Source organism: Nisaea sediminum (assembly GCF_014904705.1).
Classification (GTDB): Bacteria; Pseudomonadota; Alphaproteobacteria; order Thalassobaculales; family Thalassobaculaceae; genus Nisaea; species Nisaea sediminum.
In genome coordinates, this window is sequence record NZ_JACZCQ010000003.1 from 650,217 (window position 1) to 663,462 (window position 13,246).

Annotated in this window: 12 protein-coding genes; 5 read left to right on the forward strand and 7 right to left on the reverse strand. The window is 64.8% G+C overall.

The window, feature by feature from the left end; genetic code table 11:
• Positions 1–177: 177 nt before the first annotated feature.
• The 3 genes from IG122_RS08175 to IG122_RS08185 all read left to right on the forward strand — a co-directional run bounded on the left by IG122_RS08175 (position 178) and on the right by IG122_RS08185 (position 5,262).
• Positions 178–3,453 (forward strand): DUF4347 domain-containing protein, encoded by a 3,276-nt coding sequence (locus tag IG122_RS08175; RefSeq protein WP_193182289.1) that lies wholly within the window; start codon positions 178–180, stop codon positions 3,451–3,453.
• A gap of 123 nt (positions 3,454–3,576) precedes the next feature.
• Positions 3,577–4,353 carry an SDR family oxidoreductase gene (locus IG122_RS08180; protein WP_193182291.1) on the forward strand — a complete coding sequence of 259 codons (777 nt, stop codon included), beginning with the start codon at positions 3,577–3,579 and terminating at the stop codon, positions 4,351–4,353.
• Complete coding sequence (locus IG122_RS08185; RefSeq protein ID WP_193182293.1) at positions 4,354–5,262, forward strand: DMT family transporter; 909 nt, start codon at positions 4,354–4,356, stop codon at positions 5,260–5,262. It abuts the gene before it with no gap.
• Positions 5,263–5,272: 10 nt separating this feature from the next.
• Here IG122_RS08185 and IG122_RS08190 read toward each other — a convergent pair whose 3' ends face one another.
• The 7 genes from IG122_RS08190 to IG122_RS08220 all read right to left on the reverse strand — a co-directional run bounded on the left by IG122_RS08190 (position 5,273) and on the right by IG122_RS08220 (position 12,640).
• Positions 5,273–6,595: an amidase gene (locus IG122_RS08190; RefSeq protein ID WP_193182295.1), complete on the reverse strand. Its 1,323-nt coding sequence runs from the start codon at positions 6,593–6,595 to the stop codon at positions 5,273–5,275.
• Between the two features lie 49 nt (positions 6,596–6,644).
• Positions 6,645–7,952, reverse strand: coding sequence for a type III glutamate--ammonia ligase (gene glnT, locus IG122_RS08195; protein ID WP_193182297.1), 1,308 nt, complete (start codon positions 7,950–7,952; stop codon positions 6,645–6,647).
• Between the two features lie 69 nt (positions 7,953–8,021).
• Entirely contained in the window at positions 8,022–9,350 is a 1,329-nt protein-coding gene (locus IG122_RS08200) for an FMN-binding glutamate synthase family protein (RefSeq protein WP_193182299.1), read from the reverse strand.
• Between the two features lie 10 nt (positions 9,351–9,360).
• Positions 9,361–10,047 (reverse strand): GltB/FmdC/FwdC-like GXGXG domain-containing protein, encoded by a 687-nt coding sequence (locus IG122_RS08205; RefSeq protein WP_193182301.1) that lies wholly within the window; start codon positions 10,045–10,047, stop codon positions 9,361–9,363.
• A gap of 3 nt (positions 10,048–10,050) precedes the next feature.
• Entirely contained in the window at positions 10,051–10,947 is an 897-nt protein-coding gene (locus tag IG122_RS08210; protein WP_193182302.1) for a class II glutamine amidotransferase, read from the reverse strand.
• Positions 10,948–11,047: 100 nt separating this feature from the next.
• The gene (locus tag IG122_RS08215; RefSeq protein ID WP_193182304.1) at positions 11,048–11,722 is read right to left on the reverse strand and encodes a helix-turn-helix domain-containing protein; all 675 of its coding nucleotides are present in this window, start codon (positions 11,720–11,722) and stop codon (positions 11,048–11,050) included.
• 6 nt (positions 11,723–11,728) lie between these two features.
• A complete protein-coding gene (locus tag IG122_RS08220; RefSeq protein ID WP_193182306.1) occupies positions 11,729–12,640 on the reverse strand; it encodes a nucleoside hydrolase in 912 nt (303 codons plus the stop codon).
• A gap of 114 nt (positions 12,641–12,754) precedes the next feature.
• Between IG122_RS08220 and IG122_RS08225 the strand changes: the two genes are divergently transcribed.
• Together IG122_RS08225 and IG122_RS08230 are read left to right on the forward strand one after the other, a co-directional pair.
• Complete coding sequence (locus tag IG122_RS08225) at positions 12,755–12,964, forward strand: DUF3126 family protein (protein ID WP_193182308.1); 210 nt, start codon at positions 12,755–12,757, stop codon at positions 12,962–12,964.
• 89 nt (positions 12,965–13,053) lie between these two features.
• Positions 13,054–13,245 carry a hypothetical protein gene (locus IG122_RS08230; protein WP_193182310.1) on the forward strand — a complete coding sequence of 64 codons (192 nt, stop codon included), beginning with the start codon at positions 13,054–13,056 and terminating at the stop codon, positions 13,243–13,245.
• Position 13,246 lies beyond the last annotated feature (1 nt).

The following is a 13,246-nucleotide window of genomic DNA, read 5'->3' on the forward strand; positions in this document are numbered from 1 at the left end:
AATGAACCTTTGATAATTTCTTTCACATTCCCCGTTAACCTCAATAATCGCTTTAAAACAAATAGTTGTCACAAATCGTCACTTTTGCATCGTTGACGAAGATCAATCTTGTCTCAACCATAAATGCTCTGAGTTCAAACATCTTTTCGGCATCTTCCGGTGCCGGGGGTTCCAGATATGAGCAGAACAGTTGCGGCACCGTCCTGCGGATCCGCCGGCAAGCGATATGGTATTGCGACACCGTCGAGCGTTTCAGCCCGGCAGAGCGAAAACGGGCTGATTGCGACGGGACGAAGCGTCGCCATTGTCGACCCTCGGGCCGTGGCGGATCGGGGATCCCCAAGACAGCTGTTTCCCGCAGCCGATCTCAGGTTCATTGACCCTTCGCGCGACGGGTTGCGGCAGATCGCCGAAATCCTCGGCTCATTCGGTCCCCTCGACGCCCTCTACATCATGGCCCATGGCGCGCCGGGGCAAATCCAGCTGGGCGCTTTTCCGATCGACGCAGCTGCGCTCGCCTCGGCGGCCGACACGGTCGGCGCAATCCGTGCACGTCTCGCGGGCGCGGATGTCAGGCTCATCGCCTGCGAAAGCGGCAAGGGAAGAACCGGACGGGCCTTCCTCGAGGCTCTCGCCTGCAGCTTCGGAGCGCCGGTTTCCGCCTTTGAGGATCGCGTCGGCGCCGGCAATGACGGCGGCCGCCTATATGTCGCAGGCGGCCAGATGCGCCATATGCCGGGTGTAACCCGGGGCGCCCTCGCCAGCCATCCCGGCGCCTTGGGGACCAATTTCAATGCCCCCTCCTCCAGCGGGAGTTCAAGCACCCTCAACAGCTTCGGCCAAATCTGGGCTGACGAGAATCCCGGCGACGCAGACGCCATCCGGCTCGGTTCGAGCGTCACGTCGATCGACCTGACAACCGGGGTCACCATCACCAGTTCGGCCGCGAACTATTCCGCCTCGAGCAGCACGGTCACGATCTCGAGCAGCACGGCCCAGACGATTACAGTCTCCTCGGGCGCGAAATTCACCATCGGCAAGACCGGGGAGTCCGGTCAGACATTCGTCATCTCGGCCAAGATCACCGGCGCCGGCGGCGTCGCGTCCAACAATGCGACGCTGACCCTCTCCGGCTCGAACGATTTCTCAGGCGGCCTCACGATCACCGGCGGCGGTTCGGCAAGCGTGAGCACTGCCGGCGCGCTCGGCAGCGGAACGATCACCCTCGACAACGGCACGCTCGTCAAAACCGGCAACAACGTTACATCGGCAAACGCATTCACCGTCGGGTCTGGCGGCGGCACGATCAAGGTCGACGAGAATCTCTTCTTTCATAACGGCACCATATCGGACGGCAGCGCCGGCTATGCACTGACAAAATCCGGGGACGGCACCGCCCTGATCCAGGGTGTGAGCACCGACTTCACCGGCACGGTGAACATCACCGGGGGCACCCTTGTCCTGAACGCCTCGGATGCGGACAGCGCACTCGCCAAGGCAACGTTCAATCCGACCACCGGCACTCTGCAGACCAGCAGCGAAGAGACGATCGGCGGGCTGAAGGGTTCCGGGTCGGTTGCCCTGCCGGCCGGCAATCTGACGATCAACCAGAGCGCCGACACGACCTTCAGCGGGGTTATCAGCGGCTCGCGCGGCGTCATAAAGAGCGGTGACGGAACGCTGGTTCTGACCGGGAGCAACACCTATAGCGGGAGCGACGGCACAACCGTTTCCGGCGGCACACTCGTGGTCAATGGCTCGATCGGCAATACAAATGCGGTAAAGGTCGAGTCCGGAGGAAAGCTCGCCGGCAACGGGACCGTGACCGGCTCCCTCTCCCTGAAAGACGGGGCGCAGTTCGGACGGGCCGGCGAGGTCGACGGCGGGCTGACCGTCAACGGTAACAAGACAATCGGCGTCGCCGGGGGAAGTACCACGACCTTCCACGTCGACGTGAAGACCGACGGCAATGGCAGTTTCACCTACGACGTCCTGAAAGGCGGTGGCACCTATACGATCTCGGATGCCACCCTGACCGTCGCCTCCGACGGCAGCACGAAGCAGGGCGATGTCCTCACGGTTATCGACAATACCGGCACCGGCGCCATAACCGGTACTTTCACGGATCTCGCCGAAGGCGCCACCTTCAGCTCCGGCGGGCGAACCTACAAGATCAGCTATGTCGGCGGCACCGGCAACGACGTGACCCTGACGGATTTTGTCGCGCCGGCCACCGGCAGCGGCAGCTCATCCGGCGGGAGTTCCGGCAGCGGCCTTACCGTGACGAACCAGTCCACCGCCGACACCGCCGGCACAGCCACCAGCCGGACGCTGGTCAACAGTTCGGGTGGCAAGGCGACCGGCGCACTGGTCGAGAATACCGGCAACGGCAACCTCGTCACCGCGACCCTGCCGTCCGGCGTCTCGCTGACGAACAGGGGGACGTCCTCCGCCGAAGTCAGCAGTACCGCGAGCACCACGCTGACCGGCGAGATCCGGAGCACCGAACCCTCCTCGACGGACCAGAGTTTTCTCGACGGGCATGGTCAGACCTTTCTGGCCAAGAATTCCGGTATGTCGATGGATATCCGCTCGATCAGCTTCTCGAGCACGGGAACCGAGGCACAGACGGTACAGATCACCGGCGAATCCACGAACGGCGGCGAGGCTTTCGTCATCGACACCGGCGGCCTGCCGGTGGGCTCGACCCTGCAGATCGACAATATCGAGTTCGCGGCGATCGTGGGCAATGCGACGGTCACCGGCGGCGCGGGTCAGAACTATGTCGTCGGTGACGATGCGACCCAGTTCATCTCCTGCGGCGACGAGGACGACACACTGGCCGGTGGCGGTGGGAACGACACGGTCGGCTCGGGCTGGGGCGAGGATATCGTCTACGGCAACCAGGGCACCGACTATGTCTTCGGCGGCGGCGGCATGGACACGCTCTATGGCGGCCAGGACACGGACACGGTGTTCGGCGGCAACGACAACGATGTGCTCTACGGCAACAAAGGCGCGGACACGCTGTCGGGCGGCGAGAACGCGGACCTGCTGTTCGGCGGCCAGGACAACGACATCGTCTACGGCAATACCGGCAATGACAGCCTTTCCGGCAATTTCGGCGACGACACGCTCTATGGCGGACAGGGGAACGACCTGATCTCCGGCAGCGAAGGCAACGACTTCATCGCCGGCAATCGCGGCGACGATACGCTTGTCGGCGGAGACGGAGCGGACAGCTTCATCTTCGAGTTCGGCGGCGGCAACGACACGGTCGCGGACTTCACAGCCGGAACCGACGCCCTGGTGCTGCGGAGCGGTCTCACGGTCGCAAGCGGAACGGAAACAGCCGGCAACACCGTGGTCACCTTCTCCGACGGCGGCACAGTCACCGTCATCGGGGTCTCCAAGACAGATCTCGCCGCCTCCACCGGCTGGGAATTCGGCTAGCGTCAGCTTCGAAAACAACGCTGTTCGGAACCAATCCCGCTCCATTTTCGCTGCTGCCGCAGTGCAGCAATCCAGCTATAGTCGCCCCTCCAAGAGAAACAAATCCGACTTTGGGGGGTAACAATGCAGCTCGATCTCACGGGCAAGCGCGCACTCATCACCGCAGGCGCCGGCGGTCTCGGCCGCCGCACAGCGGAGCTGTTCAGCAATGCCGGCGCGAAAGTGTTCATCTGCGACATCGACCAGGACCAGCTCGAGAGTGCCCGGGACAAGATCCCGAATCTCGACGGCATGGTGACGGACGTGTCCGACCGAGATGCGCTGAAGACGATGTTCGAGACCGGCCTCGACTATCTCGGCGGGCTGGACATCCTCGTGAACAATGCGGGCACCGCCGGGCCGACCGGGCCGGTCGAAGGCGTCGACATCAATGACTGGATGGCCTGCATCGAGATCAACCTGACCTGCACCTTCCTGATGACCCAGATGGCCGTTCCCCATCTGCGTGAGGCCGGTGGCGGCGCGATCGTCAACCTGTCCTCGGCGGCCGGCAAGTTCGGCTTCCCGATGCGGAGCCCCTATTCGGCGGCCAAGTGGGGCATCGTCGGCTTCACCCGGACCGTCGCGATGGAACTCGGACCGGACAAAATCCGCTGCAACTGCGTGCAGCCGGGCCCCGTCGAGGGCGACCGTATCGACCGCGTCATCAAGGCGAAGGCGGCGGCGGCGAACATCTCCGAGAACCAGATGCGCAGCGAGATGACCTCGATCGCCTCGCTCAAAGAGTTCGTCACGGCCGACGATATCGCCTCCATGATCCTGTTCCTCTGCTCGAGTGCCGGCAAACATATCACCGGACAGTCGATCAGTGTCGATGGCGGCCTGGAAGGACTGGTCTAAGTGAAAACCGGAGCGCTCTCGAACAACCTGCAGGGAGCGCTCTGGATCCTCGCCTCTTGCCTCGCGGCAACGGTAATGACCGTCGGGGTCAAGATCTCCTCCGACGGTCTGGCCTCGACGCAGATCGTCTTTGTGCGCTGCGTCCTTTCGCTCGCCATGACGATCCCGTTCCTGATCGGCTCCGGCAAACGCGTGCTGTTCAGCCGGCGCTGGAAAATGCATCTGCTCCGAGGCGCGATCGGCGCGATTTCGATGAATGCGGGCTTCTACGCGCTCGGCGCGCTGCCGATCACGACCGCCTCGGTGCTGTTCTTCTCGACCCCGCTCTTCATGACGGCGCTGGCCGGGCCGATGCTCGGCGAGAAAGTAGGCATCCACCGCTGGGGCGCCACCCTCGTCGGCTTCGCCGGGATCGTCGTGGTGGTCGATCCGGGCCTTGAGGGGCTGCAGTTCGCCATGCTCTCCGCCCTCGTCAGCGCGGCGCTCTTCGCCGTCATGCTGATCCAGGGCAAAACCCTCTCGAAGGACGATCCGCCGGGCACGCTGATGGTCTATTTCATGGTGATCAGTACGCTCGCCAGCATGCCGCCGGCGCTCTCCCACTGGGAATGGCCGGACACAGACCTCTGGATCGTCCTCGTCGTGCTCAGCGTCGGCGCCACCGCGCGCGTCTATTTCGACATCAAGGCCTACGCCGTCGGGGAGGCGAGCGCGATTTCGGTGTTCCAGTACCTGCGCCTGATCACCATCGCCTTCGCCGGGTATCTCGTCTTCGCGGAGATCCCCGACGAACGCACGATCGTCGGCGCCGGGCTCATCGTCGCCAGCACGCTCTATATCGCCCAGCGCGAGGCGCTCCGTCAGAGACGGGCGCGCGCCGAGGCGCAAGCGGCGGAATCAGCCGACTGAAGTTCCAGGATCAGCCCGCGAGTTCGCGATCGAGCCAGCGGGCGGTGCGCAGCAGCTTGCCATCCTCACCCGGCTTGCCGACCAGTTGCACGCCGAGCGGCAGACCGTCGAGGCTCAGCCGCGGCAGGGCCACGCAGGGCACGCCGAGATAGGTCCAGAGACCGTTGAAGATGGGATTGCCGGTCGAGCCGAGGCCTTTCGGCGCCGCGCCGGGTGCCGGAAGACACAGCACCGCGTCATAGCGATCCAGCAATGCTGCCAGCGCGCCGTTGATCGCTCCGCGCGCCAGTTGCGCTTCGACATAATCGCCGGCACGAACATTGCGGGCCGCGACCAAACGCGCTTTCAGCAGATCGCTGACCTTGCCCGGGCTGGCCTCGGCATCCGGTCCGTAATAGGTCAGCATTTCCGCCGCCATGACCGTGGCGTGGAAGTCGAGGATGCGATCGAACGGGGACGGCAGGCTCTCCCTGACGCAGCGCGCGCCGAGACCGTCGACCACACGTTCGATGGCATCGCGCGCGCCCGCATCCGCCTGCGCCCAGGCCGGCGTCTCGAGAAAGGCGAACCTGGGCGCCGGGGTTTCGAGATTGAGATCGGCGGTAAGGCTGGAACGGCGGCCGCCGAAGCTGAAGGCATCCGACGCATCGAACGCCGCCATGCTGTCCGTGATCAGCGCCAGGTCCTCCACCGAACGGCCATAAACCCCGACCGTGTCGAGTGTGTGTGACTGCATCAGCACGCCTTCGCGCGGGATCAGTCCAAGCGACGGCTTCAGGGCATGGATGCCGTTGAACGAGCCGGGCCGGATGACCGAGCCCGCGGTCTGGGTTCCGAGCGCCAGCATAACCTGGAAATCCGCGACCGCGGCCGCCGAGCCGGCGGAGGATCCGCCCGGCGTATGCTCCGGATTGTGCGGATTGCGGGTCTTGCTGGGACAGGTGTTCGCGAGCTCGGTGGTCACCGTCTTGCCCATGATCACCGCACCGGCATTGCGCAGCCGGGCGACGCACTCGGCGTCGCGTCCGGTCCGCTGCCCCCGGTAGAGGTCCGAGCCGTTCTCGGTCGGCATGTCGGCGGTCTCGATGATGTCCTTGATGCCCACCGGCAGGCCGTGCAATGGGCCGCGCGAGTTGCCCGCCTTGCGATGCCGGTCCGCGGCCCGCGCGCTGGCGAGCGCCAGTTCGGGATCGAGGAAAGCCCAGGCCCGGACGGTTTCGTCGCGCGCGGCGACGCGGTCCAGGCAGGCGCGCATCATGTCCTCGGCCGAGGCCTCCCCGGAGGCCAGAACCCTGGCGGCTTCGGACGCGGTCAGCTCGTTCAGTTCGGTCATCGGAGGTCCCTCAAAGGCTTGGCAGAATTCTATCAGGGCATCCCGATTTTCAAATGTCGAGCGTGGTTTCGCGTTCCCATTCGGTCAGATGCGAGGTGTAGCTGTTCCACTCGCCGGTCTTGAGCTTCACATAGGCCGCGGAGAATTCCTTGCCCATCGCCGCGGTCAGCCCTTTGTCCGCCTCGAAGGTCCGGATCGCGTCCAGGAGGTTCAGAGGCAGCTTCGGCGCGTCGGCGGCGAGCGCGGGTTCGGCATACATGTCGTGGTCGTAGCGCTTGCCCGGATCGGCCTTGGCCGCCAGCCCGTCGAGACCGGCCGCGATCACCACCGCCTGCAGCAGGTAGGGATTGGCCGCGCCGTCCGGCAGACGCAGCTCGAACCGTCCCGGTCCCGGCACGCGCACCATGTGGGTGCGGTTGTTGCCGGACCAGGTGACCGAGTTCGGCGCCCAGGTCGCGCCGGAGAGCGTGCCGGCGGCATTGATCCGCTTGTAGGAATTCACCGTCGGGTTGGTGATCGCGGCGAGGGCCCGCGCATGGCTCATGATACCGCCGAGGAAGTGCATCCCGTCCTTCGAAAGACCGAGCTCGTCCTTCTTGTCGGCGAAGACGTTCTCCTTGCCCTTCTTGTCCCAGACCGAGACATGGCAATGGCAACCATTGCCGGTCAGGTGGCTGAAGGGCTTCGGCATGAAGGTCGCCCGCAACCCGTGCTTCTCGGCGACCGACTTGACCATGAACTTGAAGAAGGAATGCTTGTCCGCCGTCTTCAGCACGTCGTCGAATTCCCAGTTCATCTCGAACTGGCCGTTCGCATCCTCATGATCGTTCTGGTACGGCCCCCAGCCGAGCTCCAGCATGTAGTCGCAGATCTCGGAGATGACGTCGTAGCGCCGCATCACTGCCTGCTGGTCGTAGCAGGGTTTCACCGCGGTATCGCGCGGATCGGAGATCTCGGAGCCGTCCGGCAGGATCAGGAAGTATTCCGCCTCGACGCCGGTCTTGACGCGCAGGCCCTTCTTCGCCGCGGCGTCGACCAGACGCAGAAGCGTGTTGCGCGGCGCCTGCGCGACCGGTTTTTCCTCCATGAAGCAATCGGCCGCGACCCAGGCGACGTCCTTCTTCCAGGGCAGCTGGATCACCGAGGACGGATCGGGGACCGCGAAGAGATCCGGATGGGCCGGCGTCATGTCGAGCCAGGCGGCAAAGCCGGCGAAGCCCGCGCCCTCCTTCTGCATGTCCGCGATGGCGGCGGCCGGGACCAGCTTGGCGCGCTGGGCGCCGAACAGGTCGGTGAAGGAGATCATGAAGTACTTGACCCCCTTCTCTTTCGCAAAGGCTGCGAGATCCTTCGTCATGAACCCTCCTAAGTCCCCAGTTCTCCCTGTCGATGCGCACGGCGTTCGGCGCCGCGTCGTTCGGCGTGTTCAGAGCCCGGTCTTGCCGGGTATCCAGTCGGTGCCTGCGAGCGGCACGCCTGCCATGGCCGAAGCCTCGATGGTCAGCGCGCAGAGATCCTCCGGCTCGAGATTATGCACATGGCTCTTGCCGCAGGCGCGCGCGATGGTCTGCGCCTCCAGCGTCATCACCTTGAGATAGTTGGCGAGCCGACGCCCGGCGGCGACCGGGTCGACCCGCTTCATCAGCTCCGGATCCTGGGTCGAGATGCCCGCCGGGTCGCGTCCCTCGTGCCAGTCGTCATAGGCCCCGGCCGTGGTCCCGAGCTTATTGTAATCCGCTTCCCATTTCGGATCGTTGTCGCCGATCGCGACCAGCGCCGCCGTGCCGATGGAGACGGCGTCCGCGCCGAGCGCCAGCGCCTTTGCCACATCGGCGCCGCTGCGCACGCCGCCGGAGACGACGAGCTGGACCTTGCGGTGCATGCCGAGTTCCTGCAGCGCCGCGACCGCCGGCCGGATGCAGGCGAGCGTCGGCAGGCCGACATGTTCGATGAAGACCTCCTGGGTCGCCGCCGTACCGCCCTGCATACCGTCGAGCACCACCACATCGGCGCCGGATTTCACCGCAAGGGCGGTATCGTAATAGGGCCGCGCGCCGCCGACCTTGACGTAGATCGGCTTCTCCCAATCGGTGATCTCGCGCAGCTCCTGGATCTTGATCTCAAGATCGTCCGGCCCGGTCCAGTCCGGATGGCGGCAGGCGGAGCGCTGGTCGATGCCTTCCGGCAGGGTGCGCATCGCGGCCACCCGCTCGGAAATCTTCTGCCCGAGCAGCATGCCCCCGCCGCCCGGCTTTGCGCCCTGCCCGACCACGACCTCGATCGCGTCGGCCCGGCGCAGGTCGCGCGGGTTCATGCCATAGCGCGACGGCAGGTACTGGTAGACGAGGATCTCGGAATGGCCGCGCTCCTCCTCCGTCATGCCGCCGTCGCCGGTCGTCGTGGAGGTCCCGGCGAGGGTCGCGCCGCGGCCGAGCGCCTCCTTGGCGGGCCCGGAGAGCGAGCCGAAGCTCATGCCGGCGATGGTGATCGGGATCTTCAGCTCGATCGGCTTCTTCGCGAAGCGGGTGCCGAGCACCACGTTGGTGCCGCAGGCCTCGCGGTAGCCCTCCAGCGGATAGCGCGAGATCGAGGCGCCGAGGAACAGCAGGTCGTCGAAATGCGGCACCTTGCGCTTCGCCCCGCCGCCCCGGATGTCGTAGATCCCGGTCGCCGCGGCGCGGCGGATCTCGGAGAGCGTATAATCGTCGAAAGTGGCGGACTGACGCGGGACGGTCGGGGGATTGGTATAGGTCATCTGTCCGTCCTCAATAGGCGTCGGCGTTGTCGATGTTGAAATTGTAGAGCTGGCGGGCGGAGCCGTAGCGGGTGAACTCCTCCGGCTTGACGTCGGTGATCCCGGCGCGTTTCAGGAGTTCCGCCAGAAGCTCGAGATGCTTCGGCTTCATCTTCTTTTTCACGCAGTCGGCCCCGAGGCTTTTCACCTTGCCGCGCACGAAAAGCTTCGCCTCGTAGAGCGAGTCGCCGAGCGCGTCCCCCGCATCGCCGAGCACGACCAGCGTGCCGGCCTGGGCCATGAAGGCGGACATGTGGCCGATATTGCCCTTCACGACGATGTCGATGCCCTTCATGGAGATGCCGCAGCGCGAGGAGGCATTACCCTCGATCACCAGCAGGCCGCCATGGCCGGTGGCGCCCGCATACTGGCTCGCATCGCCCTTCACCACGACGGTGCCCGACATCATGTTCTCGGCGACGCCCGGCCCGACGCTGCCATGCACGGTGATAGTCGCCTCGGCATTCATGCCGGCACAGTAATAGCCGCAGTTCCCGCGCACATCGACATTCACCGGCGCGTCGATCCCGACCGCGACCGCATGGGCGCCGCGCGGGTTCAGCACCTCGAAATCCATTTCGTTCGTGCCGGCGGTCACGTTGTGCAGCGCCTGGTTCAGCTCGCGCAGCGGCACCTTCGCCAGATCGAAGCTCGGCATTCCTCAATGCTCCCAGAAATAGACGGTGGCCGGCTCGGGCTCCCAGACGCGTGCGTTCTCGATCCCGGGCAGGCCGACCAGCGCTCGGTATTCCGAGCCGAAGGCGACATACTCGTCGGTCTCGGCCATCACCGCCGGCTTGCAGGCGATCGGGTCGCGCAGCACGCCGAATCCGGACTTGGTGCCGACGACGAAGGTGTAGAAGCCGTCGAGATCGCTGAGGCCGCTTTCCAGTGCATGACCGAGATTCTGCCCCTCCGCCAGCTTGTGGCTGAGATAGGCCGCCGCGACCTCGGTGTCGTTTTCGGTCTCGAAACGGAGCCCCGCCTTGATCAGCTCGCGGCGGAGGTTGTTGTGGTTGGAGAGCGAGCCGTTATGCACGAGACACTGGTCCGGCCCGGTCGAGAACGGATGCGCGCCAAAGGTGGTCACGGCGGATTCCGTCGCCATCCGCGTATGGCCGATGCCATGGGTGCCGCTCATCTTGCCGATGCCGAAACGCTCGGCCACGTCTTTCGGCAGCCCGACCTCCTTGAAGATCTCGACGCTCTCGCCCCGTCCCATGACGGTGATGCCCGGCCGAAGTTCCGTCAGCGCGTCGCGCGCCGCATCGAGTTTGTCCACCGCGAGCGAGATCACCGCATGGGTCGCCCGCACATCGACGGAGACTTCCGTGCCGATCTTCTTCGACAACGCTGCGCCAAGCCCCTTGAAGTCGCTTTTCGGATCGGCTGACTGGACGGTGATCTTGCCCGCGCCTTTCGCGGACGGGCCGTAGATCGCGATACCCGCGCTGTCCGGCCCTCGGTCGGTCATGGTGATCAGCATGTCCGAGAGCAGCGCGCCGAGCCGCGGCTCCAGCGCCTTGTCCTTCAGGAACAATCCAACGATGCCGCACATGGCCGGCAACCTCCGTTTCTTGATCTCGAACGGACGTTAGCAGGCGGCTCGGGCGAGCACAATTGAGAAGAATAAAATATTCCTCAGGAGAATATTTCGTTCACTCGGAACCGGACCGTTGTGGATAGGAGATAATCGAGAGATAGCGGATCGGCCGGGAGATCAGGTCCTCGGGACCGTGCGGCGCGTCCGCGTCGAAGAACAGGCTATCTCCCGGTAGCATGCGGTAAGTCGCATCCCCGTGCCGGTAGAGCAGTTCCCCTTCCAGCATGTAGATCAGCTCGGTGCCGGGATGCTGGAAGGTCGGGAAGACGTCGGAATCCTCCGTCAGCGTGATCAGGTAGGGTTCGACCAGCACGCCGCTGGTATTGCCCTCGAGATAGCCGAGCAGGTTGTACTGGTGTCCGGCTCGGGTCCCCCGGCGCTCCACCTGGACGCCCTCGCCCGCCTTCACGAACACCGCGTTGCGCGGCTCCTCGAAGCGCCGGAATAGGTCGGTGATCGGAACGCCGAGCGCGCGGGCGACCGATTGCAGGGTGGTCAGCGACGGCGAGATCGCCCCATTCTCGATCTTGGAGAGCATGCCGACGGAAAGCCCGGTCGTGCTCGCAAGGTCCGCCACCGTGATACCGAGCGCCTTGCGGAACTCCCGGACCTCGCGGCCGATGGCCAGTTCGAGGTTGTTCTCCGCCGGCTCCTTGACCGCATGCGGGTCCTGCGCGAGCGCCAGCTTCCGCTCCTTCGCCTTTCCCGGCTTTCCTGATTGCGATGCCATGGTGCCTCAGGAATACCGCGCGAGGCGGTCGAGCAGGCGGGAAAGAAATTCGGGCGCGTCGATCTCCATGATCACCGTCGCGTTCGGAGCCCCGCCGCCCGCCGGATGCACGATGCTGCGGCCTGCCTCCTCGCCCTCGGTGACGATTTCCACCCGACGCTCCTCGCCGGAGAAAAGTTCCGGCCAGAGCAGGTATCCGACCGTCAGCACGTCGTGCAGGGCGGGATCGTTGTCGAAATCGTAGAAGGTGAGCATTCCGGCCGCGGTATCGCCGACCCTCGTGCCGAGCGCCCGGAGCGCGGCGATCCAGTCGGCCTTCGCCCTCACCTGATGTGTGACGTTGAGACCGTGCATGACGATCGGCGCGCCGCTCTCGAAGACGATGCGGGCGGCATGCGGGTCGACATGGAAATTGAATTCGGCATGGGGCGTGATGTTCCCCCGTCCCGTAGTCCCGCCCATCAGCACGATGGAGGAGACCTCATCCGCCAGTTCCGGACGCGCGACCAGGGCATGCGCGACATTGGTCAGCGGCCCGACCGGCAGCAGCTTGATCGCTCCCGGAGCGCCGCCGATCATTTGCCGTAGGACGTCGGCGCCATGACCGTCCGCCAGCGAGGAGGCAGGATCCGGCAACCCGCTGCCGTCGAGGCCGGTCTTGCCGTGCACGTCGTCCGCCGTCACCAGCGGCTTCAGCAGCGGGCGCGGACAGCCGGCATGGATCGGGATCTCGTGACGGCCGGCAAGGTCCCGGATTCGGCGGGCGTTTGCCTCGGTCCGGTGCAGCGGCACGTTGCCGGCGACGGTGGTGATCGCCTTCAGGTCGATCTCGTCCGGGCTGGCGAAGGCGAGCAGCAGAGCCACCGCGTCGTCAATTCCCGGATCGCAGTCAATGATGATAGAATCGCGCTGTGTCATGCAGCGGAAGATAGGCGCGCGCAGAAAAGACCGGCAAGCGCTTTCACCCGAACGCCTTGAACCGGAGCGCCGGTTCGGCTATTCCCGACGGCTCAACGAACAAAGGGGTCACCCGTGAACAAAAGCGAAATCGAGAAAGTCCAGCGCTACCTGCGCCGCACCTTCGGCAATCACGGCATCACCATCGACAGCCGTCCCAATAAGGACGATTCGGCCGAGGTCTCGCTCGACGGGGAATTCATCGGCGTCATCTTCAAGGACGATGAAGAGGGCGACGTTTCCTATGATTTTCATATGACTATTCTGGAAATGGACCTCGATTGAGGGGTCCGTTCTCCGCCCGCCCGGAAACTCCACAAAATTGACATCGCGGATGTGTCATGCTGTTCCGGCAACGGAACGGAGGACGCGGCATGCGTCTCGATGACATGGTTACGGTGACCTGCACCGATACCGACAAGACCGAAAAGGGCAAGGTGGTGCGCCTCGGACGCGACCGGGCCGACATCATGATCGGTCCGGCGGTGATTTCCTTTCGAATGACGAAGCCCGGCCTTTATGTCGGCAACCTGCACGGGCTTGAGTTCACAATGAAAACGGGCTGAG